The sequence below is a fragment of the Tardiphaga sp. 42S5 genome (genome assembly GCF_034044155.1).
GTDB lineage: Bacteria > Pseudomonadota > Alphaproteobacteria > Rhizobiales > Xanthobacteraceae > Tardiphaga > Tardiphaga robiniae.
Window position 1 is genome coordinate 2,522,434 of the sequence record NZ_CP139027.1, and the last position, 25,929, is coordinate 2,548,362.

The 25,929-nt window shown below is 62.3% G+C and carries 26 protein-coding genes and 1 pseudogene; 4 read left to right on the top strand and 23 right to left on the bottom strand.

Annotated features, from left to right (window positions below):
* Positions 1 to 47 precede the first annotated feature (47 nt).
* The 12 genes and pseudogenes from SFY93_RS11810 to SFY93_RS11865 form a co-directional block, all read right to left on the bottom strand.
* Positions 48 to 326 (bottom strand): annotated as a pseudogene (locus tag SFY93_RS11810) (imidazolonepropionase-like domain-containing protein); the annotation flags it as partial.
* Entirely contained in the window at positions 323 to 1,183 is an 861-nt protein-coding gene (locus tag SFY93_RS11815; RefSeq protein WP_320447225.1) for an ABC transporter permease, read from the bottom strand. The gene SFY93_RS11815 and the pseudogene SFY93_RS11810, both read right to left, overlap by 4 nt.
* Entirely contained in the window at positions 1,180 to 1,959 is a 780-nt protein-coding gene (locus SFY93_RS11820) for an ABC transporter ATP-binding protein (protein ID WP_320447226.1), read from the bottom strand. Before SFY93_RS11820 ends, SFY93_RS11815 begins: the two co-directional genes overlap by 4 nt.
* A complete protein-coding gene (locus SFY93_RS11825; protein WP_320447227.1) occupies positions 1,956 to 2,999 on the bottom strand; it encodes an ABC transporter substrate-binding protein in 1,044 nt (347 codons plus the stop codon). The genes SFY93_RS11820 and SFY93_RS11825 overlap by 4 nt, the downstream gene beginning before the upstream one ends.
* Before the next feature lie 300 nt (positions 3,000 to 3,299).
* Positions 3,300 to 3,572, bottom strand: a complete 273-nt coding sequence (locus SFY93_RS11830; protein WP_320447228.1) for a hypothetical protein — start codon at positions 3,570 to 3,572, stop codon at positions 3,300 to 3,302.
* Between the two features lie 45 nt (positions 3,573 to 3,617).
* On the bottom strand, positions 3,618 to 4,682 hold the full coding sequence (locus SFY93_RS11835) for an ABC transporter substrate-binding protein (protein WP_320447229.1): 1,065 nt from the start codon (positions 4,680 to 4,682) through the stop codon (positions 3,618 to 3,620).
* A 16-nt stretch (positions 4,683 to 4,698) separates the two neighbouring features.
* Positions 4,699 to 5,448: an ABC transporter ATP-binding protein gene (locus SFY93_RS11840; RefSeq protein ID WP_320447230.1), complete on the bottom strand. Its 750-nt coding sequence runs from the start codon at positions 5,446 to 5,448 to the stop codon at positions 4,699 to 4,701.
* 10 nt (positions 5,449 to 5,458) lie between these two features.
* Positions 5,459 to 6,262 carry an ABC transporter permease gene (locus SFY93_RS11845; RefSeq protein ID WP_320447231.1) on the bottom strand — a complete coding sequence of 268 codons (804 nt, stop codon included), beginning with the start codon at positions 6,260 to 6,262 and terminating at the stop codon, positions 5,459 to 5,461.
* A complete protein-coding gene (locus SFY93_RS11850; RefSeq protein WP_320447232.1) occupies positions 6,259 to 7,086 on the bottom strand; it encodes an ABC transporter permease in 828 nt (275 codons plus the stop codon). Before SFY93_RS11850 ends, SFY93_RS11845 begins: the two co-directional genes overlap by 4 nt.
* 45 nt (positions 7,087 to 7,131) lie before the next feature.
* Positions 7,132 to 7,452, bottom strand: coding sequence for a 4Fe-4S dicluster domain-containing protein (locus tag SFY93_RS11855; RefSeq protein WP_175365675.1), 321 nt, complete (start codon positions 7,450 to 7,452; stop codon positions 7,132 to 7,134).
* Positions 7,449 to 9,068 carry an FAD-binding protein gene (locus tag SFY93_RS11860; protein WP_320447233.1) on the bottom strand — a complete coding sequence of 540 codons (1,620 nt, stop codon included), beginning with the start codon at positions 9,066 to 9,068 and terminating at the stop codon, positions 7,449 to 7,451. The genes SFY93_RS11855 and SFY93_RS11860 overlap by 4 nt, the downstream gene beginning before the upstream one ends.
* A 359-nt stretch (positions 9,069 to 9,427) precedes the next feature.
* Positions 9,428 to 10,363, bottom strand: a complete 936-nt coding sequence (locus SFY93_RS11865) for a GlxA family transcriptional regulator (RefSeq protein WP_320447234.1) — start codon at positions 10,361 to 10,363, stop codon at positions 9,428 to 9,430.
* Between the two features lie 89 nt (positions 10,364 to 10,452).
* Between SFY93_RS11865 and SFY93_RS11870 the strand changes: the two genes are divergently transcribed.
* Entirely contained in the window at positions 10,453 to 10,959 is a 507-nt protein-coding gene (locus tag SFY93_RS11870; protein ID WP_320447235.1) for a cysteine hydrolase family protein, read from the top strand.
* A 108-nt stretch (positions 10,960 to 11,067) separates the two neighbouring features.
* Here SFY93_RS11870 and SFY93_RS11875 read toward each other — a convergent pair whose 3' ends face one another.
* From SFY93_RS11875 to SFY93_RS11890, 4 genes are all read right to left on the bottom strand, one after another.
* Positions 11,068 to 12,639: a CYTH and CHAD domain-containing protein gene (locus SFY93_RS11875; RefSeq protein ID WP_320447236.1), complete on the bottom strand. Its 1,572-nt coding sequence runs from the start codon at positions 12,637 to 12,639 to the stop codon at positions 11,068 to 11,070.
* A 680-nt stretch (positions 12,640 to 13,319) separates the two neighbouring features.
* Positions 13,320 to 14,390 carry an LLM class flavin-dependent oxidoreductase gene (locus SFY93_RS11880; protein ID WP_320447237.1) on the bottom strand — a complete coding sequence of 357 codons (1,071 nt, stop codon included), beginning with the start codon at positions 14,388 to 14,390 and terminating at the stop codon, positions 13,320 to 13,322.
* A gap of 58 nt (positions 14,391 to 14,448) precedes the next feature.
* The gene (locus SFY93_RS11885) at positions 14,449 to 14,601 is read right to left on the bottom strand and encodes a hypothetical protein (RefSeq protein WP_086937164.1); all 153 of its coding nucleotides are present in this window, start codon (positions 14,599 to 14,601) and stop codon (positions 14,449 to 14,451) included.
* Positions 14,602 to 14,795: 194 nt separating this feature from the next.
* Positions 14,796 to 15,011 (bottom strand): hypothetical protein, encoded by a 216-nt coding sequence (locus tag SFY93_RS11890; RefSeq protein WP_320447238.1) that lies wholly within the window; start codon positions 15,009 to 15,011, stop codon positions 14,796 to 14,798.
* 736 nt (positions 15,012 to 15,747) lie between these two features.
* On the opposite strand from SFY93_RS11890, the gene epsC reads away from it, so the two are divergent.
* Positions 15,748 to 16,521: a serine O-acetyltransferase EpsC gene (epsC, locus tag SFY93_RS11895; protein ID WP_320447239.1), complete on the top strand. Its 774-nt coding sequence runs from the start codon at positions 15,748 to 15,750 to the stop codon at positions 16,519 to 16,521.
* A 112-nt stretch (positions 16,522 to 16,633) separates the two neighbouring features.
* Here epsC and SFY93_RS11900 read toward each other — a convergent pair whose 3' ends face one another.
* The 5 genes from SFY93_RS11900 to SFY93_RS11920 form a co-directional block, all read right to left on the bottom strand.
* Positions 16,634 to 17,278: a MetQ/NlpA family ABC transporter substrate-binding protein gene (locus SFY93_RS11900; RefSeq protein ID WP_320447240.1), complete on the bottom strand. Its 645-nt coding sequence runs from the start codon at positions 17,276 to 17,278 to the stop codon at positions 16,634 to 16,636.
* Between the two features lie 232 nt (positions 17,279 to 17,510).
* On the bottom strand, positions 17,511 to 18,731 hold the full coding sequence (locus SFY93_RS11905; protein WP_320447241.1) for an acyl-CoA dehydrogenase family protein: 1,221 nt from the start codon (positions 18,729 to 18,731) through the stop codon (positions 17,511 to 17,513).
* Positions 18,732 to 18,778: 47 nt separating this feature from the next.
* On the bottom strand, positions 18,779 to 19,789 hold the full coding sequence (locus SFY93_RS11910) for an NrtA/SsuA/CpmA family ABC transporter substrate-binding protein (RefSeq protein WP_320447242.1): 1,011 nt from the start codon (positions 19,787 to 19,789) through the stop codon (positions 18,779 to 18,781).
* A 24-nt stretch (positions 19,790 to 19,813) separates the two neighbouring features.
* On the bottom strand, positions 19,814 to 20,527 hold the full coding sequence (locus tag SFY93_RS11915; RefSeq protein ID WP_320447243.1) for an ABC transporter ATP-binding protein: 714 nt from the start codon (positions 20,525 to 20,527) through the stop codon (positions 19,814 to 19,816).
* Positions 20,524 to 21,312 (bottom strand): ABC transporter permease subunit, encoded by a 789-nt coding sequence (locus tag SFY93_RS11920; RefSeq protein WP_244558582.1) that lies wholly within the window; start codon positions 21,310 to 21,312, stop codon positions 20,524 to 20,526. The genes SFY93_RS11915 and SFY93_RS11920 overlap by 4 nt, the downstream gene beginning before the upstream one ends.
* Before the next feature lie 450 nt (positions 21,313 to 21,762).
* Between SFY93_RS11920 and SFY93_RS11925 the strand changes: the two genes are divergently transcribed.
* On the top strand, positions 21,763 to 22,836 hold the full coding sequence (locus tag SFY93_RS11925; RefSeq protein WP_320447244.1) for an LLM class flavin-dependent oxidoreductase: 1,074 nt from the start codon (positions 21,763 to 21,765) through the stop codon (positions 22,834 to 22,836).
* 141 nt (positions 22,837 to 22,977) lie between these two features.
* On the opposite strand, the gene SFY93_RS11930 is transcribed toward SFY93_RS11925, so the two are convergent.
* Positions 22,978 to 23,181, bottom strand: a complete 204-nt coding sequence (locus SFY93_RS11930) for a hypothetical protein (RefSeq protein ID WP_068738633.1) — start codon at positions 23,179 to 23,181, stop codon at positions 22,978 to 22,980.
* Positions 23,182 to 23,538: 357 nt separating this feature from the next.
* On the opposite strand from SFY93_RS11930, the gene SFY93_RS11935 reads away from it, so the two are divergent.
* On the top strand, positions 23,539 to 24,381 hold the full coding sequence (locus SFY93_RS11935) for a CmcJ/NvfI family oxidoreductase (RefSeq protein ID WP_320447245.1): 843 nt from the start codon (positions 23,539 to 23,541) through the stop codon (positions 24,379 to 24,381).
* A gap of 64 nt (positions 24,382 to 24,445) precedes the next feature.
* Here the strand turns inward: SFY93_RS11935 and SFY93_RS11940 are convergent, their stop codons facing one another.
* Complete coding sequence (locus SFY93_RS11940; RefSeq protein WP_320447246.1) at positions 24,446 to 25,783, bottom strand: LLM class flavin-dependent oxidoreductase; 1,338 nt, start codon at positions 25,781 to 25,783, stop codon at positions 24,446 to 24,448.
* Positions 25,784 to 25,929: the final 146 nt, after the last annotated feature.

Below are 25,929 nucleotides of genomic sequence, written 5' to 3' on the forward strand. Positions count from 1 at the left end.
TCGCCCGGCGGTGTGATCGCAGCAGCATCGCGGATGCGGGCGAGGATGTCTCCGACAGACTTGGCGCCAGCGAGTGAGGGGCGCAGCGTCTTCAGCCCCTCACGCTCCATATGCGCATGAGTGTCGTTGAAGCCCGGGATGACGCAGGTGCCCTGCAGGTCGATCCGTTCGGCATCCGGCGCGGCGGCGCGCACGACGTCCCGGTCGCCCACGGCCACGATCACGTTGCCGTCGATCGCGATGGCCTGCGCGCTGGGCCGTTCGCGGTCGAACGTCAAGATCTTCGCATTCTCGAAGATCTGCTGCCGCGGTACTGGCGCCGTCATGACGCCGCGTACCAGGGGAACAGCCAGCGCGCGAGCGCGACGAAGACGCGGTCGGCGAGAAAGCCGAAGGTACCGAGCAGCGCGAGGCCGATGAACATGATGTCGACGCGGAATAACTGATGCCCTTGCGACATCATATAGGCGACGCCGGCCGATGCGCCGGACAGTTCGGCAGCAACCAGCACGATGAGCGATACCGCGATGGACTGGCGGATGCCCGAGAGGATGAAGGGAAGCGCGGCCGGCAGCACAACCAGCAGCAAAGTGTCGCGGCGGCTGGCGCCAAGACAGGCCGCAGAGCGCAGATAGATGAGATTGATATCACGCACGCCGATGAAAGTGGTGATCCAGATCGGGAAGAACGCGCCCCACGCGACCAGCACCACCTTCGACGGTTCACCGATGCCGAACCACAGCACGCAGAGCGGCACCAGCGCGATAGTCGGAATGGCGCGAAAGCCGTGCAGCAGTGGCTCGGTGAGATATTGCAGCCAGCGGACACGCGCGGTGACGAGGCCGAGCATGATGCCCGAAGCGAGCGCGATGAGGAAGCCCAGCCCGGCGCGCTGCAGGCTGATGGCGATGTTGCGGCCGATCTCGCCCGAGGTCAGCATCGGGATGAAGGCCTGCAACACGGTGCTTGGCGGCGGGAACAGGACTTCGTTGACCCAGTCCGAATAGCGCGGGATCGCTTCCCAGATCGCGATGAACAGCATGAGGCCGAGGATGTTCAGGGTCAGCCGCGTGAGCTGGGCCTTCCGCCGTGCACGGTCATTGGCGGCACGGAACTGGGCCTCGAAGGAGGGCGACGCCGGATGCGCATCGTCGGCCAGATCGATATCTGAAATCGTCGTCATGCGGCCCTTCGCGTGCCATTGGTCAGTTCGCCCGAGATCGAGCCGTAGAGTTCGCCGAACGCTGCCGAGCCGCGGTCGCGGGGATAGTCGGCGTCGATGATGCGCTCCGAGACGATCGTGCCGGGATGCGGCGCCATCACGACGACGCGCTGGGCAAGGAAAATGGCCTCGTCGATATTGTGGGTGACGAAGACGACCGAGACGCCGGTTTCCTTCCACAGCCGCAGCAGATCGTCCTGCAGGGTCTGCCGCGTCATCGCATCGACGGCAGCGAACGGCTCGTCCATCAGCAGGACCTTCGGTTCGACCACGAGCGCACGCGCGACGGCGACGCGCTGGCGCATGCCGCCGGAGAGTTCATGCGGATATTTGTCGGCGGCGGCGAGCAGGCCGACGCGCTCCAGCGCAGCGAGCGCCAGTTGCCTGCGCGCGCCGCGCGACAACGGCTTGGCACGCAGGCCGAACTCGACGTTCTGCCGCGCGGTCATCCAGGCGAACAACGCATATTCCTGGAACACAACGCCGCGATCGGGGCCGGGGCCCAGAATGGGCTGCTGCTGGAATGCGACGCTGCCGCGGCTTGGCTGCAGGAAGCCGGCGATGAGGTGCAGCAGCGTGGTCTTGCCGCAGCCCGACGGCCCGATCAGACAGACGAACTCGCCGTCGCCGATCTGCAGCGAGACGTCGCGGAGCGCCCAGGTGGGAGCACCGTCGCGTCCCGCATAGATTTGCGAGACGCCTGAGACGTCGATCAGCGATGCAGTGCCTCGGCTCACGTCAGGGTCACGCGGTCTGGCTGCGCAGTCTTGACCGGCGCGTCGACGACAAGGCTGCGCAGCAGCGGACGCAACTCGCCCTTCGGGGGCTTTGCAAGTCCGGCATCGATCGCCCATTGGGCCTGGCTAACGAGATCGTCGACGAAGCGATCGTCGAAGGTGAGCTTGAAAGTGAAAGTCGAGGTTGCCTCGGTGATGTCGCCGGCTGGCGTCTTGATCCGGTCGGTGATGATCTGCGGCCAGTTCTTATCGCTGGCGATGCGAGCTTCGGCTTGCAGGAATACCTTTACCGCAGTGTTGACCAAATCCGGCTTCTCCTTGAGCACGCGCTCGGTGGTAAGAAGGAGTTGGTGGCTCTGGAAGTATTTCTCTATCCCGTCGAGCGTCATTTCATCGACCTGGCCGTTCGACTGCTTCTGTGCCACGCCGACGGTCTGGCTGGTCCAGGCAAAGCCATCGATATCGCCGCGCGCCAGCGCGGTCGTCATGTTATTCGGCGCGAGATCGACGACGGTGACGTCCTGCAGCTTAAGGCCGGCGAGTTCGAGATATTTGGCGAGAAAGAATTGGCCCGACGTGCCGATGCGGGTGGCAATCTTGCGACCCTTCAGGCTTGCGGGAGTCTTCGGATCGATAGCGCCACCTTTGCGCACTGCAAGCTTCATGTCGCGCGAGTAGCGGCTGTAGTTGATCACAGCAACGGGCCGCAATCCGGTCAGGGCGGCGAACACCAGCGGCGTGTCGGTGGATGCGGAGAAGTCGGCAGATCCCGACAGGAGTGCCTGCATGGCGTCGCGCCCGGTCTCGAAGGATGACGTCGCGAGGTCGATATTGGCTTTTTCCCACAGGCCGGCTGCTTCGGCGACATAGGGGAGGGCCCAAGTGTAGCCGGTGCTACCATAGGCGAGCACCGCTTTGCTACGTGCCTGCGCGATGGCCGGGGTGCCGAGGAGACCGGTGGCGGCAGTGGCGCCTGCGCCGATCAGAAGACTGCGGCGGCTGAGCGAAGGAAGGCGAGTGCCTCGGCGGGAAATTGTCACGTGTCGGATCCTGGGTTGGTTGGCCAAATGTCGATGTCGTCGGTCGTAAATATCCGCGCTTTGGCGCGCCGCATCCGCCGGCACACCGCGAGCCAGTTCGTGCTCCTGCGTTGGATGAGCCGCGATCGCATCGTTCGCTGCAATCGTGAGCGGACTGCGCATGCGCGTAGAAGATACGTGGCACGGTGGGCCAGCGGCAATTTCGGATATGCTGCATTTCTTGGATAAAGATTCTGTCCGAAAGCGTGTCGGGAGAACAACGGACCTACTCTTAGGGTAGCGCGCCAGAGGCCTTTCACTTCACCGCACGCGTTGGCCGTCCGCCCATTGACGGAGCAGGGCCAGCACGCGTTGCTCGGCCTTGAGGGCGGAGCGCAATTGCGGACGATCGGGGCGCTGTGTCCGCAGCGTTCGCCGCAGCCGGACACAGCGGTCCAGGGAGCGCAAGGTCTGCGCGCGCGCCCGCATCGCCAATGGAATGGCGTCACAGGCGGCGAATGCCGCCCGTGTGTCCGCTTCGTCGAGATCGACAGGATCGCGCTCATAGTGTCGCTTGAGCGGAAAATCGATCATCACAATCTCCCACCCAGTACGATCCGGACAACCGGAATCGTTGCCTTATGCTTTCGGCGATCCATCGGCGTGTCGCGGCGTCCAGAATTTCTCGAGCTTGAGATTGGCAAGTGCCTCGTGGATTGGCGCCGCAAGCACCCATTCTTTCACGTCGATATCGCTGCGGATCAGCTTTTCGGACTTGGAGAAATCGACGACATCCTGGAATTGGGCTAGCAGGAATTCGTCAACGAGCGGATTGAACGCCTCTTTGAGTGACTGGCCGCGGAATTCCTCCTGCAGGGCCTCGTAGGGCGTGCCGGATTTCGACCAGATGCGCAACGCCTCGTCGCGATTGGCTTCGTCGCCGATCCACGCGACCGCCTTGAGAAGGCCGGTGACGACGCGGCGCGTGGCGTCGGGATATTTTTCGCGGAATTGATCGGTGACGAGAATGCCGCCGAAACCGGTGGCCTTCGGGCCGATGTCCTTCGAGGTGTAGAAGATATCGACGATGCCCTTCTCGCGAAGTGATAGCACCGAGCTCGAACCGATGCTGGCATCGACGCTGCCGGCGGCCAGCGCAGCGAGTTGATCGGCAGTCTTGAGATCGACGACGGTCAGGTCCTTGGCCGTCAGGCCGTTTGCCTGCAGCGCGCGCAGGAACGCCCAATGCAGGACGGTGCCCTTCTGGAAGGTGACCTTGCGTCCCTTGAGATCCTTGATCGAATGGATCGGCAGTCCCTTGCGTGCAGCGCCGAAGATCGTGGTGGGACCGTAATTCAAGAGCACGCGGGTGGGCAGACCGTTGGCGCGACCGATGACGTTCGGCAATGCGCCGTACTGAGCGAAATCGATACGCCCGTTGGCGATGCCTTCATTGACTGCAGGGCCCGTGCCCGCGAGATAGGTCCATTCCAGCTTGACCGGCGTGTCCTTGAATTCGTTGGTGATGAAGTCCTTGGCTTGCGCGACGCCGAAGGTCGCGACACCGTAAGGCTGCCCGAAGCCCGCGCCGAATGCACCGAAGCGGATGGTGTCCGGCGTATCGGTGGCAGCGCGGGCCACTGTGCCGGCTGCCAGCAGCGCGGCGGCGCCGGCGGTGAAACTGCGTCGGGTGATCTTGTGCATGATGGCGCTCCTGATTTCAGTGTCGGAGATCGGCGAGAACGCGCTGCTTGAGCGCGATAAAATCGGGCGCTGCGCGGTCGCGCGCTGCCAGCTCCACAGGAACGATGCTGCGGATGCGACCGGGGCGCGGCTCCATCACCACGATACGGGTGGAGAGATAGACGGCTTCCTCGACGTCGTGGGTCACCATGATCACGGTGGTCCGCTGCGCCTCCCAGATGTCCAGCAGCGCATCCTGAAGCCGCGTGCGGTTCAGCGAGTCGAGAGCGCCAAGCGGTTCGTCCAGCAACAAGATTGCAGGCCGCCGAACCAGCGCGCGCGCAATCGCCGCGCGCTGCGCCATCCCGCCAGATAACTGCGCAGGGCGTGCCCGCTCGAAGCCGGACAGGCCGACCAGCGCAATGGCATCGCGGACGCGTTGAGCCTTCTCTTCCGCCGGCAGCGGACAGGCATCCAGCGCGAGCGCGACATTCTCTGTCAGCGTCAACCACGGAAACAGCCGGTGATCCTGAAACACGATGCCGCGATCGGCGCCGGGGCCGCTCACCTGCGTGCCGCCGAGCAGGATCTCGCCGCGATAGACGTCATCGAGCCCGACGATGAGGCGCAACAACGTGGACTTGCCGCAGCCGGAGGCGCCGACGATGCTGACGAATTCGCCGGGCAGCACGGACAACGACACATCCTGCAACACGAGCAGGGGCATCTCATCGACCACATAGGTCTTGGTGACATGCCGGATCGCGAGTTCGGTGAATTCTGTCATGCGGTTTCCATCACGTCAGGCCGGAGGCGTGCGTCAAGGCTAGCGACGACAGCCGGCGGCACAGACGTGTCGCCAGATAGCCGGTGGCCGCCAGCGCGATGACGCCGATGATGACGATGTCCATGCGAAACTGTTCACGCCCTTCGGAAACGAAGGTGCCGATGCCGCGCCCGTTGCCGATGGCATATTCCGCGCCGACGGTGCCGATCCACGCGCTGATGAGAGCGATCTCGGTGCCGATGGTGATGGCCGGAAGGGCGGCGGGAAGCAGCACGCGGCGGATTTCCTGCCGGCGCGACAGGCCGAGCACGCGCGACACTTCGCGATAGGATGTCTGCACGTTGCGCAGGCCGGTGGCGGTGTTCAGTGCGACCGGGAAGAAGGCGGACAGAGCGATATAGACGATCTTGCTGGCCTCGCCGTTGCCGAACCAGGCCGTGAGCAATGGAATCCAGGCGAAGAGCGTGATCTGGCGTAGCGCATGGAAGGAGCCGCCGCTTGCCCGTTCGACGGTGGAGGACAGGCCCATCGCAGTGCCAAGCGCGAGGCCCAGTACGATGCCGATGCCGGCACCGCCGGCGTAACGCAGCACGCTGGCAGCGATGGCTCGCCAGATCTCGCGGCCGGCCGCATCGTCGAACGGTGCGAGCAGAATCCGTTCGGGCTGAATGGCGAGCGAACCTGACAGCCAGCCGACATGTACCGACCAGACCCAGCCGAGCGCGAGGGCGAGCGGCACGACCAGACCGCGCGACCACGACAATGCGCCGCTGCGCGTCGCTTGCAGAGCTTCGGAAGGTGTCGCGCCGCTCATGGGCGCGCCTCCCAGTGCTGCAGTCGCTGCTCGATGCGCGCAAGGCCGGTATCCATGGCGAGGCCGATCAGGCCGATCACGGCCATGCCGACGATGACGATGTCGATCTGGAACAGGGTGCGTCCCCACACCATCGTGTAGCCGACACCTTCAGTGGCGGCGAGCATCTCGACGACGATGAGCGCGATCCATGCATGGCTCAACGCGGTGCGCAGGCCGCCGAAAATGCCGGGAATGGTTGCGGGCAGGACGAGGCGGCGCAGATAGGACCGCGCTGGCAGCTGCAACACGCGCGCAACCTCGCGAAACGGCGTAGGGATCTGTTTGACGCTTTCGGACGTCGCGATGACGGTCGGGACAAAACTCGCCTTGGCGATGAGAACGAATTTGAGCGTCTCATCGAGACCAAAGATCAGCAGCAGGATCGGCAGCCAGCCGAGCGACGGAATCTGCGCGAGCAGTCTGAAGGTCAGTCCGCAATAGGCCTCGACGGTGCGCGACAGGCCGAGCAGCGCGCCGAAGACGAGGCCGCTGCCGGCGCCGATGGCGAAGCCGATTCCGATCCGCCACAGGCTGACGCGAAGCCCGTCGACGATCTCGCCGCCGCGGATCAGGTCGATGGCCGTGGTCGCCACCAGTAGCGGCGGCGGCAGGATCTGGACCGGCAGAAGCCGCAGCGATGCCGCGCATTGCCATGCGATGAGGACGATCAGTGGAATCGCGAGTGGCAGCAGCCGATGGCCGACCGCGCGCGCCGTCCAGATGCGGCGAACGGCGGGAAAGCGATCGACGACACGGTCGACGGCCACGGATCTGACGTTCATGCGAAGCTCCGGGACGCGGAATGCGTCCGACACCATCGGGTATTGTCAGTGGCCGAAGAGTCGATAGCTGCGATCGATGCCGCGCTGATCCCGTGTTTCCTTGGTCCAGCCGATGGCGCGTCGATAACTGCCGAGTGCGTCGGTCTGCTTGAGCTCCGCGGCTTCGAGGCTGACTGATACATCCGCGAAGGGTGAGACGTAGAGCGAGTCCTCAGGGCAATACAGTTCGCACATGAAGCAGGTCTGGCAATCGTCCTGCCGGGCGATGACGGGCACGCCTTCGGTCTTGTCGAACACATTTGTCGGGCAGACACGGACGCAGATATTGCAGGAAGTGCAAGTTTCGGAATCGATAACCTCGATCATTCTGCAGCCTCCGCAAGAGATGCCTCGGCGTGCGGACGGGTAGCTGTCCAGACCTCATCGAGGCCGCCGGTGGTGATGTAGTGGCGCTGCGACGGATCCTGCTCGGGAAAGTCGTCTCGGCGATGCATGCCACGGGTTTCCTTGCGCGCCAGCGCGCTGCGATACATCCAGCGTGCCGTTGCCAGCATCGCGGCGCTTTCGCGCGCACGGACCGCGTCAATGCCCGACACGGCGCCTGCCTTGGTGGCGTCGTGCCAGAGTGTGTCCAGGCGCGCGAGCGATGCCATCAGGCGACCAGCTTCGCGGAAATAGTTGATCTCGTACGGGAAGACCTCGTTCTGCACGGCTGTGGCAAGCGCCGCGCCGTTCAATGTCGGGCGCGTGCTTTCCTGCAGGCCCACGGTGCCGGCGCCCGTTGCATTCCGGCGGATACGGCGCGTGCCCTTGACGTAACGTGCCGCGCCCTGGCCCGACCAGTAGCCCGATGACATCGCCCAGGCCGCATTGTGGCTGCCGCCTCCGGTGAAGCCGCCGCAAATGAGCTCGCGCGTCGCGGCATCACCGGCGGCATAGAGGCCGGGCACGGTGGTGGCGCAGCTGTCATCGACGATGCGCAGGCCGCCGGTGCCGCGGATCGTGCCTTCGAGACGCAGCGTGACCGGAAAGCGCTGGGTGAAAGGATCGACGCCCGTGCGGTCATAAGGCAGGAAGAAGTTCGGCTGCGAGACACGCATGGCCTCCTGAATGTCGGCATCGGCCTTGTCGAGTTGCGCATACACGGGACCCTGCAGCAATGCGCGCGCGATGGCCGAGCGGCCGCCCTTCGACGCAGCACCCGGCACCGGCGTCCCATCCTCATAGGTGAAGGTGCCCCAGCCGAAGAACAGCGTTTTGGTCACCGATCCGAATGCACTCGATATCGCATAGGGATTGGAGAACTCCATACTGGTCAGCTCGGCGCCGAGTTCGGCGGCCATCAGATATCCGTCGCCGGTGAGAACGTTCGAGCCCAGCGTCTTGCTGAGGAAGGCGCATCCGCCCGTCGCGATGACGACGGCGCCGGCACGCACGCGCCATGGCTTTCCGCTCTGGTGCTGCAGTCCTGCGGCGCCAGCGACGGCGCCGGCTTCATCGGCCAGCAATTCCAGCGCCGGACTGTGATCCAGGATCGTGACACCTGCGGACTTGGTGCGCTTGCGCATCAGCCGCATATATTCCGGCCCCTGCAGCGAGTTTCGCTGCGGCCGGCCGCTGTCATCGGTCGGGTAGGGATAGCCCCATTCCGCCAGTCTGTTGCTCTGATCGTAGGTGCGGTCGAGGACGCGGGACATCCAGCGGCGATCCTGCAGATAGCCGCCCATCTTCTCGCGATTGGCCATGGCGGCCTCGCGCTTGTCAGGCGATGAATCGATATACCAAACGCCGGTGCCGGATGGTGCTGTGGCGCCGGAGGTCCCGCAAAAGCCTTTGTCAACGAGCACGACGCGCGCGCCTTCGCCGGCAGCGCTGATTGCCGCCCAGGTGCCGGCCGGGCCGCCGCCGAGCACCAGCACATCTGCATCGAGCTCGACGCCGTCCGCTATGCGTGCATCGACGCGAGGCGCGTTGTCGCTCATTTCATGTCTCCGCTGCAAATCGAGATGCGCCCGCAAGGCGTCAGAAGCTGTCGTGAATGTTTGCCCACAACATTCGCTCTGGCAATTTCAGATATTGCTCCAAGCGGAGGACAAACACGCCGCAATGGCGCGGGGTGAAGAAAGAACTATCGCTTCCTTGAGAGACCGACGTCGCGATCTGCGATTGCGTGCGGTCTTCGTTCAGCAAGAACAAGAATTTCATTTCGGCGAATGAACGCTATCGAAAACGATCGAGATGTTGCCGCCATCATTGAGAGGCGAAAACTAGCTTCGTGTCATTGAGGTTCTAGAATGACGGAGCTCTTGCGATCGCCAGCTCCAGATCGATTGGTCTGCGATCAGCCGACTTTCTGCCGCGCCATCCATTGCGTCGGCGTAAGCCCGAGCTCGGCGCGAAATGCTGACCGCAATGCGTGCGCATCTGGAAATCCGCTGCGAAGGGCGACATCTTCCATGCCATGTACGCCGGATGTCAGTATCTCCTGGGCGCGCGACAGACGCACCTGCTTCAGCCATTGTCCAAGGCTGCCGCCGATCCGCGAGCGGATATGACGCGACAGGCTTCGGCGGCTCATGCCGGCACGCTCCGCCAGTTCGTCGAGCGACGGCGTCCGGGTCGGATCGACGCGCAGCCGTTCCAGAATTTCGGTGACGCGCCGATCGGAGGACGATCCGATGGCAGGCCGCTCAAGCACCTGCGGTTGCTGGCCCGAGCGTTGCGGCGCAAGGACGAGGTGACGGGCGACGCGGTTGGCTTCGCCCAGCCCGGACACGCGGGCGAGCAGATGCAGACAGCAGTCCAGCCCGGACGCGATGCCCGCTGAAGTCAATATTTGCCCTTCGTCGATAAAGAGTGCGCCGGCATCGACGTCGACCGTGGGATAACGTAGCGCGAACGTCTTCGCTTGAGCCCAGTGCGTTGTGGCACGGCGTCCATGGAGCAAGCCGGCTTCGGCCAGACCAAAGGCTCCAAGGCAAAGACCGACGACGATCGCCCCGCGTTCGCCTGCCATTTGCACTTCCGCGATGATATCCGACGACAGCGGCTCGTCGACGTTCCGCCAGCCCGGCAGGATCACGACGTCCGCCTCGCGGGCCGCCTCCAACGGATAGCTCGCCTCGATCGTCAATCCGCCTGTGGTCTTTAAACGAGGCTCGTTTGAACAGACGTCGATCCGATGACCGCTGGCCAGAAACGGTTCGCCGAACACCGCGAGCGGCGTGGAGAGCATGAACGGACTGATATGATCGTAGGCGAGGACGGCAATTCGCATTGGCCCGATCTACACCAAAAATGTCCATCGGGCCACTGACAGACGCAGGTGCGTGCGGGTAAAGGTCGCTGAAACCCAGGAGCCCCATTATGACCCGCACGCTTCTCGTGATCGACGTCCAGAACGAATATTTCCCCGGTGGCCTGCTTCCACTATGGAAGCCCGATAAGATTGAGGCTCGCATCGTGTCCACCATCGCGCGGGCAAGAGCTTCAGGAGACAACGTCGTCCTCGTCCGACACGTGTCGAAGGCAGACGCCGGTTTGTTCGCGGCAAACGGCCCAGGTAGTGCCATCCGACCAGCGATTCTTGCTGCTGCAGCTGATGCTCCGATCGTCACCAAACAGTTCGCCGACGCTTTCCAGGAGACCGAACTATCGTCTCATTTGGCTCAAACCGGCGAGCTGCTGATCTGCGGAATGATGACGCAGAACTGTGTCGTCTTCACCGCCTTATCGCGCGCGGCTGACGACCTGGCCGTCCGGGTCATCGGTGAACTCTGCAGTGCTCCAACTGAGACAGTTCACAATATCGCGTTAAACGCTCTGGGATCGAAGGGTCTTATCGCCAGCGTAACAGATCTGTGGAGCTCGTGAGCTATCGACAGATAGTTCCGTCAATCCGGCGGCGTCATTTCGTACTCAGAAAGTGATGGCACCGATCACGGTTCAATAGCGCTGCTTTCCAGCAATCCTGAAGGTACTTTACCGGTCCCAGAATGCCGGCGTCGCCTTGAAGCGCCGCCATTTCTTGCGCAGCGTTGTTGCGGCCGCAATCTCGTCGCGGGCCTGCCAGCCGGTGACCGTGCCGATGGCGAGGTGAAGCGCGGCCTGATCGTCCTGCCTGACGGAACCGAGCAATCCGCGGATACTTGCGATGTCGCACACGCGTCCCAGACTCTTCTGGAGCCTGGCGAGCCGAGCCACGTAGCGCTTGGCGGGCGCGTGGCCGGCGTAAAGTGGCAAGAAGAATTCGGCCGCATAGCGCAGCCTCTTGAGCTGGATCCTGAGACTGTGCCGTGCAGCGGTGTCGAGCTGCCGGAAGTGCGCGCCACGCTTGCGCACCTTCCGCTGCTGTCGCGCCAGAATTTTGTCGGCGAGCGCCGGCATCGGCTGCGACAGGACAGCCAGCGCATCGCTGTCGATATCGTTGCGCCAGCGGCGGCGCTCGACCCAGTGCCCGAGCGAAAGCAGAAAACGGCTGTAGCGCGGATCGTCGAGAACCGCTTGCAGGCTGCCATAGCTCGACTTGCGCTGCCGCTCGATTGCCTCGCGCAAGCCGCCGAAGTCGACCTCCGGCGTGGTCGTCGCCACGCGAGAAACGATCGTGGTGGCGAAAACGTCCCAATCGCGGGTTTGGCCGAGCTGTCGCATCAGCCACCTCGCTTCGCTATTGATCGCCTCGAACGAGGGCGATGGGATCTCGCGCCGGAACAGCGCACAGATCGTGCGCAAACGGCGCAGAGCGATGCGCATCTGGTGCACGCCTTCGGGGTCGGATCCTTCCTTTGCCACCGCATGATTGCGCAGGAGATGATGCCAGCAGGCGCCCGCCAGCAGCGCAATGACGTCGTCAACCGCGTGCTCGGCAGTGATGTTGACGGGTTCGGCTTTCACTGCCGGTTGCACGACGTCGAACGCCAGCGCATAGCCGCGTTCCGCCTTGCTCCGTGTGCCGACCTGCAGCGGTGCGGCGTCGAGCAACTGCGTTCCGAGATCAAACAGCGCACCGGCGTTGCCGCTCTTCAATTCGAGCTCGATCTCGGACAGGACTTCTTGACGCGTACCGGCCTCGATAGTCCCCACGTCGAAGGCGACTTCAACCGACGCATCAGGGAGATCGAGCTGCCGTGCATGCCGGCGAACTCTTGTCGCAAATGCTGGCACGAGCGCATCGGGCGTAAGCTTCGTCAGCGGATCTCCGATCTCGGCGAGAGGAAGCCGCGCCAGATCGGGAGTCATGCCGTCAACCGGTGTTTCCCACTGTCGTCGCGCCAATGGCCGCCCGATGCAGGGCAGAAGCTTCAATGTCTGAATGAAATGCTTGCCGCTGCGTCGCACGCGCAGCGACATGCCGCGTTGAAACAGCGCCCCCTCGGGTGTGTCGTAATAAATTGTCTCCAGCCGGCGGACCACGCCGCGATTGCGCGCATACTGCACGATGACGGGGATCTCGCGCAGTTTTTCGAGGATAGTTTGCGGCGCCAGCAGCTTAAGTTCGATTTCCGCCTGTTCACCCGGTCGTACAGCAATTGCTGCGCCAGCAGAATCGGGCACGATTGGCTGCTGGGCGTTCAATGGTAACTCCATCGGAAGCACGCATCATATTCTATGACACTAGCAAGACATGCCCAAGATAGCGATGGAATGACGCGGTAAATTACGACGGCAATTTCCGGATCGATCGGGACCAGCGGGACTCAGGGCTGTTCGAATGGTGCGAACGCCCACATTCGTGAAAAGCAAAACGCTGCCTCAGTTGGCGGCCTTAATTTGCTTTTCGCTTGGCGGTTTGATCGGGGTCTGCGGTACGGGACCGGTCACGACTGGAGATGATCTACCATTGGATGGCTTATCATCGGAGGCGTGACTTCTGATTGTCTCGAGCACCAGAAAAAACTTCTCGGCAAGCATGGCAGTAACCTCGCTGGCGAAAGTATCTCCTTCATTAGTTGAGTCGAGTTGCTGAAAATTCAATCACTTACGGCAGGCCCCCGCAATTAAATTTGCGCGCCAGAGTATCGCGAACGGGGCAGCGATATCCGCTTGGTTTACCTCGTCGGAGCGAAAGCGATCCGGCGGAAGCCGGCGCTGCATTCCGGACGGGTTACATCGTCCTTCTGGAAGCGGGAATGGGCCGCAAAGCGGACCTCAGCACGATTGAGCCTAAAGGTGTCCGTATAAATTATAGAATGATTTCAATTATATAATGGTCGTCAGATTTCGATTTCCATGAATCAATCTCGAAGCAAAGGCAGGAGTATTTTGCCTTGCCGCTCGATCTCCGCCAGATAGGGCGTGTCGGACAGGATAAAATACTTGATGCCGAGATCGCGGTATTTCTGCAGCGAGCTGGCCACTTCAGATGCCGAACCGACCAGCCAGGTGGTGCCAGCGCCGGCTGCGCCGAATTTTCCTGGTGCCGTATAGAGATTGTCGTCGAGGACGTCGCCGCGGGCCTGCAGGTCGAGCAGTCGCCGTTGGCCGATTGCGATGGCAGGGCCGTGGTCGTTCCAGCCCGCGCCTGCTTTCCGCGCCATGTCGGCAACCTTGGCTTCCGCCGCAGCCCAGGCCTCGGCCGAGCTCTCCCGGACAAGCGTTGTGATCCTGAGACCAAACTCCAGGGGCGGGAGATCCCGATCGAGGCGCTGACTTAAGCTCTTGAGCCGTTCGATGCGCTGTTTGACGTCGCCAAGCGGTTCGCCCCAGAAGAGCTGGACATCGGCTTCGGTTGCGGCGACATGCTCGGCCGCGTCCGACGCCCCGCCGAAATACAGCTTCGGATGGCGGCGACTGCCGCGCTGGACGATGCGCGGCGCTGCGGTTGAGTCAGAGACGCGAAAATGTGCGCCGGAATAGGTGACGTTTTCTTCGGTCCACAGCCGCCGGACGATGCGCATGAATTCCTTGGTCCGCGCATATCGCTGCGACGAGTCGGCTTCGTCATCGCCGTAAGCCGCCAGATTGTCCTTGCCGGAGACGATATTGATGCGAACCCGGCCACCGCTCAATTGATCCAGTGTGGCTGCGGCAGATGCAAAATGCGCCGGCTGCCAATAGCCGGGACGGATGGCTATCAGCGGCTCGAAACGCGTCGTTCGGGCCGCCAGCACTGACGCGACGGTGAATGTGTCCGGCCTTCCCCAGCCGGTTCCGATCAGCGCGCCTTTCCACCCGTGACGTTCCAGCGCTTGCGCCTGGTCGACAAGCGTCTCGACGCTGTTGTCGTTTGGATCGACGACATCGCCGCGGTGACCTGCCTTCACGTCATTCGGGATGTACCAAAGAAAATCCGAACGATCGCTCATGATGTCCTCTGACGATGGGACCGCATGTTTGCGTGCGGCTCACCGTCCCGTGCCGTTGTCAAAATGGGCGCACCGATGTCGCGCCGAACACGATGGCTGCGATCAACGCAAATGCGCCGTAAACGGCGGCCGTGTGCAGACGCACCGCTGTGCGGTTCGACGACGCGCGCGCACGGTTATGCAACCGGGCTTCCGCGGATAGTTCACGCATCACCGTTCTCCAACACGCCATTTGCAGATAACAAGGCGATAAATCCGGTCTACGCAAGCGCGCGCCATAAATAATGATGATCAGCACGTCGGGGCGTTCCGGCGTGGAGTAATATTCTCCATGCCGTCTGCGCCGGGCAATTTTGTTCGTTCTACGCTGATTGTCATTCTGGTCGGGCGAGGACAGTCTCGAACTCAGCGGGCCGTGGCGATACGGGATTGGCCAGCCTTGTGACTTCGCTGGTCCATGAGTGCCTCCGCTGCGCGTTCCGCTGCACGGGCCGATCCGAAATGGTCGCCTTCGAGCGTGTCGAAGGCAGGTTCTGATGAAAAGAAACGAAATCCGCGCTCTTCGGCGACGACGATTCCGGCAGTACGATTGAAGACTTCGATGACATAGGCATTGGACATGCGCGTTCTGTTCGCCGCCGAGGCAGCGATCCTATCGGTGAGTGATGGGATGTTCGGTGTGAGCCGTTACGCTGGAATCAACAACACGCGCCGGTGGCCGCGGACACGCAGCGGCGGGTTACGCGCTTGCGTAACTGGCTCACTACTGTTGTCTCATATGCGGTCATGCAGGCATTCCGAAGGGCACAATCTGTGTCACGAATATCCGACGGCGGCGCTCATTCGTCAATGAAATGGCCATCCAAATTTATCGGCACCGCAATGACGACGATGCTGCGCGCAGGCATGTGCGGCGAATGAACGGCTGTTTGGCGACGGCAGCAGCCATCCGATCACTGTAAAATCGTTCCGCCGTGCAGCTTGCACAGGCTTGGGAGCCGCGCGCACGCCGGTTCAGTGCCTGACCGCGATCGTATCCGAAGCGAAGGCACGTGACGTGAGGTCGGCGCGTGAGAAGGAAGGATGGACGTATCGAAAATGCTGCACTTTTGGAATTCCTTGTCCTCGGCTCATGAGTCACAGTTGCAGCTGCGTGAGATCGCAACAGGGGAGCCGCGATGTCGAGGGTTGCCGAGGACGTCAAACAAGACACAGATCGGGACGGTCCGGCGCCACTTTGGGACCTGGGTACGATCGTTGCCGGGCTGCGCGAGTCCCGCGACGTTGCCCATAATATCTGGATATCTGGCAGCGCGGGCCAAGCAGACGGGCGCCGTCGCGCGAAGCCCTCGCGGAGGTGCTCAAGAGCCTCACCGAGGCATTGTTTCCCCGGCATTACGGCCGTTCCGATTTCGGCACCGAAAGCATCGATGCGTTTGTCGAAGGCAAACTGGGCGCCGCGCTGGATGGCTTGCTCGAGCAAGTCTACCGCGGGCAGACTTTCGTTTCCGACGGTGCGCCAACCGAGCGACATTTCGAGGATGCCGTTACGTTGACGCGCGACTTCGCCGCGCAGCTGCCCGAGATCCGAGGCAGGCTGGTCAGCGATCTCAGGGCCGCCTTCGTGGGAGATCCTGCTGCAACGAGCTTCCCCGAAATCCTGATTGGCTATCCCGGCATGGTGGCGATCATCCATCACCGCGTCGCGCACCTGCTTTACAATCTCGGGGCAACGATGGTGGCGCGGTTGATCGCCGAGTTGGCGCATAGCGCAACGGGAATCGACATTCACCCGGGCGCGCGTCTTGGCGCCAGCATCTTCATCGACCATGGCACCGGCGTCGTGATCGGCGAAACTGCCATCGTCGGCGATCGCGTCCGAATCTATCAGGCGGTAACGCTTGGAGCCCGGCACTTCCCGACCGATCACGAGGGCAAGGCCATCAAGGGCAATGCGCGCCATCCGATCATCGAGGACGATGTCATCATCTATGCGGGCGCGACCATTCTGGGACGCATCGTGGTCGGAAGCGGCTCCACCATCGGTGGCAATGTCTGGTTGACCGAAGACGTGCCGCCGAACAGTTTCGTGACGCAGGCATCAGTGCGCAGCAAGATCAGCCCGCGATAATGGTTGGATAGCCGCCGCGCTGGCACGCTGTCGCTATCCAACAGGCGCGGCCCGTGGTCGGGCCATGCCACATCGCGTCAGGGAGAACACCCGAGCTGCCCTCCCGTTGGGATTACCAGGCGGCGAGGATCGAGCCGTTGAACTTGGTGCGGATGAAATCCTTCACCGGCTGCGAACGATAGATCGAGATGAATTTCTTGATCTGCGGATCGTCCTTGCGATCGTCACGTGCGGCGAAGACGAGGGTATAATATGGCTTGGCTTCGACAACGCTGGTCTCGGCCGCAAGCGCCTTGTTGAGATCCAGGCCAGCGAGATAGGCGTAGTTGGATGACACAAAGGCGGCTGCCACGTCATCGAGAGATCGCGGTAACTGGGCCGCGTCGATTTCAACGATCTGCAGCTTCTTCGGATTTTCAGTCACATCGAGAATGCTCGCCGAGAGACCGGCGTCGGTCTTCAACTTGAGCAGTCCAGCGGTCTGAAACAGCAACAATGCGCGCGCTGCATTGGTCGGATCGTTGGGGATGGCGATCTTGGCCCCGTCGGGAATGTCGGAGGCCTTGGTGTATTTCTTGGAGAAGACGCCGGCCGGCACCAGGATCGATTCATCGAGGGCGGAGAGCTTGTAACCGCGCGCCTTCGATTGATTGGCGAGATAGAAGCGGTGCTGGAAGTTGTTGAGGTCGATGTCGCCTGCCTGCAGCGCTGCATTGGGCTGGTTCCAGTCGCTGAACTCGATGATCTCCGCCTTCAATCCCTCTTTCTCGGAAGCCGCGCGGGCTCGCGAAGAATGTCACCATAGGGCCCTGCCGAAACGCCGACCTTGAGCGGCTTGTCGGCGGCGTTGGCCTGCAAGGCGGGTAATGACAGTGCAAGCGCTGAAAGGGAGAGAATGAGAAATCGAGATGCAGCTTTCATGGTGTGTCCAGGTTGGGAATGAAGTGAATGTATCGCGCTCGCTACGACGGCGCAGCCTTCCGGACGACCTAGAAGAAGCCTTTGGCCGGCAGCGGCGTGCCGTTGATCTCATAGGCGCCGATCGCCTGTGCCTTGTAGGTCACCGGGTTGTGCGACGACAGCGTCCGCGCATTGCGCCAGTGACGGTCGAGGTTGTCGGACTTCTTGGTCGCGGATGCGCCGCCGGCGTCGAACAGCAGGCTGCCACTGCGGATGGCCAGTTCGTCGACGACGATCTTGGCCTTGGACGATGCGAGGGCGGCATCCAGCGCCGGCTTGGTGTCTTCCCGATCAGGGGCCTTGCTCGATACGTCAAGCGCGTCGGCCGCGGCCAGCACGGTCGCTTCTGCCGCGAACGCGTTGCTTGCGATCTGGCCAACGGTCTGCTGCAGGATGGGATCCTCGCGCGGGCGAAGAGTGGGCGCGTAATAGAAACTGCGCGCGCGACGCCTGACCAGGTCGCTGGCGTCACGCAGGATGGCTGCGGCGATGCCGGCATTGATGGCCGTCAGATAGAGTTGCGCGAATGTGTTCTGATAGGAGGCCCCATAGCCGATATTGGGCTGATCGAAAATCAGTTCTGCCGCTTCGACCCGGACGTTGCGGAAATGCGTGGTTCCGCTTCCGGTCAGGCGCTGGCCCGAACCATCCCAGTCGTCGACCAGTTCGATGCCTTCGCGCTTGACCGGAATGATCGTGGTCGCGAGTGCTTCATTGCCGTCCGCGACGCGCACCAGCACGTAGTCCGCATAGAGCGTGCCGGTGCTGTAATATTTGGTGCCGTTAAGGCGGTAGCCGTCGCCATCCGGCGTGACAGTTGTGGCGGGAGCGATGTCTCCCACCTGCGAGCTGCCCAGCTCCGTGGTGGCGAGGCCAATGATGGCACCGGCCGCGACGTCATCGCGCCACTTGCGATTCTGCGCGCTTGGCGGCGAGGCCAGCAGACGCTCGACCACGCTATAGTGATTGCGCAGGATATGCGCGACATTGGCATCGGCTTCCGCCAGTCTGATGACTGCAGTGAGCAGTTCTCGTACGGTACTGCCGCCGCCGCCGTCGGCCTTGGGAATGCGGAGCGCGCCGATCCGCGATCGGCGGATCAGCTCGATGATGTCGTAAGGCAGGACACGGTCGTGCTCGCGCTCTGCCTCGCCCTGCGCGATGTGATCAAACAACTGTTGCAGATCGGACGAGCCGATCCGGATCGGCTGCGACACGTCGAACGAGTGCTGCGGTGTGGGCTTGTTCATAGGATTCTTTCTCGACGATTCCAGGGGGATCGAGCGGCGATAGACACTTAAAGACTGGCCAGATGATCCGAGACGGTGACGGATTCGGGCAGGACCTTTCGCTCGGTCAGCCAGTTCGCTGCGGTTTGCAGTTCTCCGACAAATTTCTTGTCCGACACGGGGATGAGTGTGTAGTTGCGCTTGCGCTCAATGAACTGGTCGCGAATCCGGTCGTCATATTTCGCGACCTTCTGGATGAGATGTTCGGCGTCGGTCGTGTTCTTGTTGACCCACTGCGCTTCCTTCTCATAGGCCGCGTTGAGCGCCCGCACGATGGCCGGATTGTCCTTCGCGAACTTGCGGGACGTCACGTAAGAGGAGAAGTCGATCTGGAACGGCAGGTCGCGTCCCTCAAGGAAAACGTCGTGAGCCTTGTAGTCCAGCCGCGCGATGTCGACGCCCGGCGACCACATCGACCAGGCATCCACCTTGCCGGATGCGAGTGCCGGCGCTGCGTCCGGCGGGTTGAGATAGACGAATTTCACCTTGGAGCGATCAACCTTGTGCTTCTCGAGCGCTGCGATGAGCAGGAATTCGCCAAGCCCGGAGCGGTTGACCGCGACCGACTTGCCGACCAGATCCTCGACCTTGTTGATGCCGGAATCATCCTTGGCGATGATCGCCGTCGTGCGCGGCTCGTAGAGCACGAATTGGGTGAAGACGAGCGGCGAGCCGGCGATGATGGCCGCCAGCGCGGGCGTGGTGCTACCGCCAAAGCCAAAATCAGCACTGTCACCGGTCACCGCCTGCAAAGTCGGCGCGTGGTTCGGGAACGGGCCGAGCCATTCCACCTTGATGTCATGCTGTGCGAGTGCCTTCTCGAGCTCGCCGCGTTCCTTGGCGATCAGCGTGAGGCCGTGATAGCCCCAGGTGAGACGGACCTTGTCGGTCTTTCGCCCGGTGCCTTGCGCGATGGCGTCGTCATGGCTGGCGAGATGAATGCCGGCATAGGCGCTGACACCAGCCATCGCGAGACTGAGAAAATCCCGGCGTGACGATGTGAAGAACGGTTTTGACATGAGAAAACTTCCTGTGAGATGGAATCAGGCGACCTGGAGATTGGTGGCGACGCCGAGTTCGCGAAGCAGTTGATCACGGGATGCAGCCGGCCCGCCATGAGTGTCGGCGCGGTGCTCGGAGGCGATCACGCCGTTGCGCATCACCAGAATTCGGTCGGCCAGAGCAATTGCCTCATCGACGTCATGTGTAACGAGAAGAACGCCAGGCTGGTGGCGGGCGACCAGCTCCTTGACCAGCACATGCATGCGAATTCGCGTCAGCGCGTCCAGTGCTGCGAAGGGCTCGTCGAGCAATAGCAACCGGGGCTCCTGCACCAGCGCGCGGGCGAGGGCGACGCGCTGCGCCTGTCCGCCAGACAGATTACGCGGCCAGTCGTCCAGCCGGTCGCCTAGACCGACCTCAACTAGCGCGGCAGCGGTACGCTTGCGCGCATCCGCGCCGGGAAGGCCAAGCGAGACATTCTGCCAGAGCGTATCCCAGGGCAGTAGCCGATGTTCCTGAAACACTACGGCGGGTCGTCCTGGCGCATCGATATGTCCGCCCTGGATCGGGTCGAGGCCGGCGAGGGCGCGCAGCAACGTCGTCTTGCCACAGCCGCTCTCACCGAGAAGTGCGACGAATTCACCGCGCCCGATGCGGAGATCCAGCCTGTCGATCACCACCCGCGGACCATAGGCGCGCGTCAGGCCGCTCACGGTTACGGCGGTTTCGCTAGATGTCCCGGATGTCGGGCTCATGATCGCGCGCCCTTGCCGTAGTTCGGATGCCAGGCGAGCAATTTGCGTTCGAGCAGCCGAGCGATGGAGTCGGCGGCAACACCGATTAGCGCGTAGATCACGATGGTCAGCACGATCACGTCGGTGCGGAGGAATTCGCGGGCGTCCATGGCGAGGAACCCGAGGCCTGATTGCGCACCGACGGTTTCGGCCACCACAAGCGCCAGCCATGCCGTTGCCAGCGAATAGCGGACACCGGTGAGGATCGACGGCAGCGCGCCGGGCAGGATGATGCGCCGGATCAATTGCAGCGTGGACAGCCCCTGGACGCGGCCAAGCTCGACCAGCTTCGGATCGATCTGGCGAATGCCGAGGGTGGTGTTGATATAGATCGGGAAGGCGACGCCGAGCGAGACCAGAAAGATCTTCTGTCCCTCACCGACGCCGAACCAGACGATGACGAGCGGGACGAGGGCGAGAAACGGGATCGCGCGGATCATCTGCACGCTGCGATCGATTAATGCTTCGGCGATGCGCGAGAAGCCTACCAGCGTGCCGAGGATGAAGCCGATGCTGCCACCGATTGCAAAGCCGGCGGCCGCACGCAGCAGGCTGACGCCGAGATCGTTCAGCAGCGAGCCCGACAAAGTCAGCTTCCACGCCGTGCGCAGCACCTTCGAAGGTGCAGGAAGCACTTGCGGCGACAGCCAACCGGCCTGCGCCAGCGCTTCCCATACAACGATGAGGACGACTGGCGCGATCCAGGACAGGACGATCAGATTTGGCTTCAGGCCGGGTTTGGCAATGGCGGAAGCGTTGCGCGCGGGTGTCGGCGTTGCGGGCGCGCGATACTCCTGTTGAATGACGTAGTCGACGTTGCTCACCCTGCCATCCATTGCTGCAGTTCTGAAATTCAGCGGAGATGATAGAGCAACAAAAAGCGCAGCGTCTTCGGTTTCTTCGGCGAAACCATTCTCCATGCGATATTAGATCAGTTTGATATCCGAGCGACGCGATTGAGAGGTGAACGATCTTTTGCAGTGCTTGTTTTTGGAAAATGAAGCTGCGTGTTGCCTTAAAATTTGATCGGCCCGAAGCGCAGTGGAATTTTCTTGTGGTGCTATGCGTCATGCGAAGAAGAAGTTTCTCGTTCGATCCGCGCTATTTTGCCGCCGATGTCATGAGTGCATGGCGGTGCTTGCATTGTCGTGTGCGGGTCGTCTTATAGCGAGAGCGACGTGAATATGAGGCAGACAATGAGCACGAATCCTCTTCGATTTGGCGTCTGGGCACCGGTGCATGGGCCACGGGCGTCGCATCATGATCCTGAAGAGCCGTATGATGCGTCGTGGGAGCGCAACAAGGCGCTGGTCCTGCAGGCCGAGGCGCTGGGTTACGATTCGACTCTGATCGCGCAGCACACCATCAATCCGCATCAGGAAGATCTCGACCAACTCGAGACCTGGAGCTCGGCAGCGGCGTTGGCTGCGCTGACCAGCCGGATCGAGATCATTGCGGCGATCAAGCCCTATCTCTTCCATCCGGTCGTACTGGCCAAGATGGCACTGCAGATTGAGAATATCAGCCGCGGCCGCTTTGCGCTCAATCTGGTCAATGCCTGGAACAAGCCCGAGCTGGAGAAGGCCGGCATCGGCTTTGCCGAGCATGACGATCGCTATGCCTATGGCAAGGAATGGATCTCGATCGTTGCGCAGCTGACGAGCGGGGAACGGCTGACGCACAAGGGTGAAAATTTCGATGTCCGAGACTACGCGCTGCGGCCGAAGGACCTGTACCGCGCGCGGCCCGCGATCTATGTCGGCGGCGAGTCGAAGCCAGCGCGCGATCTGGTGGCAGCGCACGGCGATGTCTGGTTCATCAACGGCCAGCCGCTGGCCGATGTGGCAGCGCTGATCGCCAATGTCGCGGCACGACCGCGGGCCGGCGCACCGCTGCGTTTCGGCCTGTCGGCCTTCGTAATCGCGCGTGAGACGGACGCAGAAGCCGAGCAGGCACATCAGCGTCTGCTGGCGCTTGCCGCGCAGGACGCGCCGATGAAGGCCATCCAGCGGGCCAATACCGATCCCAAGGTCGTGATGATGCAGACGATGCAGAAGTCGCCGCGGGTCGGCACCAATGGCGGGACCGCAGCCGGTCTGGTGGGGAGCTACGATACGGTCGCCGCGCGCATCCGCGAATTCCATGCCGCCGGCATCGAGTTGTTCATGCTGCAATTCCAGCCATTGGAGAGCGAGATGCAGCGTTTTGCCGAGCAAATCTTTCCACGGGTGAAGGGGGAGGCAGCTTTGCTGAAGGCCTCGCGCGGTTGAGTTGACCCCGCGAAGCGGTCTTGCCGGAAGGCGTGAGCCCCGCTTAGCTAAACCACCACACGAACAGGCTGAGGAGCGTCGCGTGTCCCAGTACCAAAGCGATCATCTTTCCGAGATACATGCCTTAGTCCCTTCTCCTGTCTACATGGCCGATGCGTTGTCTCTGACAGCATCGAGGCGGAGTGCCTGCAGAGCGCGATCGAGTTGTTGGGCTGGCGTCACTGTGGCTGCAGCATTCCGGGACATGTCAGGCTTGGGCTGATGGGCAGCGTGATAGGTCTCGACGGCCGTCGCGAGCGCGAGAGCGCCTGCGATGGCAACGGCGAGAAGTGGCGGATGTGGCATCAATTCGACTCCTGAAGACACCCATTAACGCTCCACACAGCGCGCTTGGGAATTCCAAAGTTGGGCCGAACGGCTTCGAATCCTTCTTTCGGAGCGTCGGTCACGAAGCGTAAATGCTTGCGGATGCGCGCGATGTCCCGCGTGCGCGGGAGCACCGACGCCGAACGTTGATCGTGATCACAACATTAAACATCTTCAATCGATACCGATGCTGAAATCGCATCATCCGTTTTCACGCTGTCGGGAAATGACGTTCTTATTTGAAACGCCCCATTGGCGCGGCGGGGCTCCGGGATCAGATTGAAGCAAATGGGCCGCATGAAATGTGGTGAGCCCATGTCAATCGGGAGAACCATCATGGGACTGCTCAACGAGAAGATCAAGGCCGGTGCATTCGTCACCGCGGATCTGAACTACCTGGCACCGATCAATGGCCGCCCTCGTACCTATACATTCGATCCTCCGGCCGGCGAGCCGCGCTCCACTGCGGAGCCGGAGCCGCATGCGGTTGCGATCCATGATGCGCGGCCGAGCATCGATCAGTGGTCGCTCGATGAACACGGCTTTGCGGTGGCGCACCAGCACAGCGCGGTATCCGACTTCTACGATGACGAGAACATCAAGGGCGTCTACTATCCCGAGGCCGAGAAGCTGCTGAAAGACATCACCGGCGCGAACCGTGTCTTCATCTTCGATCATACCGTGCGCAAGCGCGTCGATGGCGTCAATGACCGCGGCGACAGCCCGCGCCAGCCTGTCGCCCGGGTGCATGTCGATCACACCGATAGATCAGGTCCGCAACGTGTCCGCGATCTGATCCCGGAGGACGCGGAAGAATTGCTCAAGGGTCGGGTGCAGATCATCAATCTGTGGCGTCCGATCCGCGGCCCGTTGAAGGATTCACCGCTGGCGGTTGCCGATGCGCGGACCGTTCGCTTCGACGAACTGGTCGGATCGGATCTGGTCTATCAGCACCGGGTCGGTGAAACCTATGCGGTGAAATTCAATCCGCAGCATCGCTGGTACTACGTGCCGGATATGACGCCCGACGAGATATTGCTGCTGAAGTGCTATGACTCGACTAAAGACGGCGTCGCACGTTTCGCTCCGCATACGGCCTTTGCCGATCCGACCGCGCCTGCGGATGCGCCGCCGCGCGAGAGTATCGAGCTGCGCGCGCTGGTGTTCCACGCCCCATAGGGCAGGCTAGCGCGACCATGAGTGCTCCCGTCGATCGCGGCGGGAGCACCCACCTATGGTGATATCACGCCGTGACGGCCGCTGCGGGGCGCTTGGCATAGCGGCTGGGCGGACGTTCCAGTCCGAAGTGATCGCGCAGTGTGGTGCCCTCGTAGTCGCGGCGGAAGATGCCGCGCTTTTGCAGCAGGGGAACGACTTCTTCGACGAACACGGCCAGACCGGTCGGCAAGACGTCAGGCATCAGGTTGAAGCCATCGGCGGCACCGGCCCTGAACCAGGCCTCGATATCGTCGGCGATCGCCTCGGGCGTTCCGACGATGATGCGATGGCCGACCCCGCCGCCCAGCGCCTTGAGCAGTTGCCGCACCGTCAGATTATCCTTGCGGGCTATGGCGACGGTGCCCTTGAACATCGTCTGATTGGCGTTGGCCGGCAGTGGGATGTCCGGTAGTGGCTTGTCGAGTTCGAGGATATCGGGCGAGACATGCAGTGTTCCCGCCAGGCGCGACAGGCTGTACTGGATCGGCACCAGGCCCCACAACTCGTCCTGCCGTCGCTGCGCCTCGGCCTCGGTGCTGCCGATGATGGTCGCGAGGCCCGGCAGGATCACGATGGAATCCGACGGGCGGCCATAGGCGACGGCTCGCGCCCGCAGATCACGCGCATAGGCGACGCCGTCCTCGATCGACTGCGACAGCGTGAACACCGCGTCGGCCTGCGCCGCGGCGAGGTCGCGGCCGTCGCTCGAACCGCCGGCCTGCACGGTGATCGGCCGGCCCTGCGGCGAGCGCGGCACGGTCAGGGCCCCGGCCACGGTGTAATGCGTACCGCGATGATCGATGGCGTGGACCTTCGACATATCGACGAAACGCGCCGTCGCCTTGTCGCCGACAAAGGCATCGTCTTCCCAACTGTCCCATAGTGCGTGTACGACTTCGGCGAATTCCTTTGCGCGCTCATAGCGCAAGCCGTGTTCGAGCACGTTCGACAGGCCGAAATTGCGACTCGCAGACGCGTCCGCCGTGGTCACCGCATTCCAGCCGACGCGGCCGCCGCTTGCATGGTCGAGCGTCGCGAAGCGCCGTGCGATGTTATATGGCTCGTTATAGGTCGTGGATGCGGTGGCGATCAGGCCGATATGCGTGGTCACAGCAGCCACGCTAGCCAGAATGATGGTCGGCTCCATGGATTGAAATGGCCGCAGGTCGATGCGGTCGGTGATGGCCGGCGTGTCGGCGAGAAAGATCGCGTCGAATTTTCCGCGCTCGGCGATCTTCGCGACATTCACATAATGCTGCACATCGTAGAATGCGCCGGGATCGCTGTCAGGTAGCCGCCATGCCGATGCATAGACCCCGGAATGGAGCAGGTTCACGTTGAGATGCAGTTTGCGTTCACTCATGGAGCATTCCTGATGGGCGAGACGGAGAGCGATCCAGTTGTCTTTGGGCTCGCACGTATGACATTCGCCCACTGATCGCATCGCATCGCGAATGATCTTTCAAACTTGATGTCGCGACGGTGAGATCGCGTGAAGTGCATTGTCTT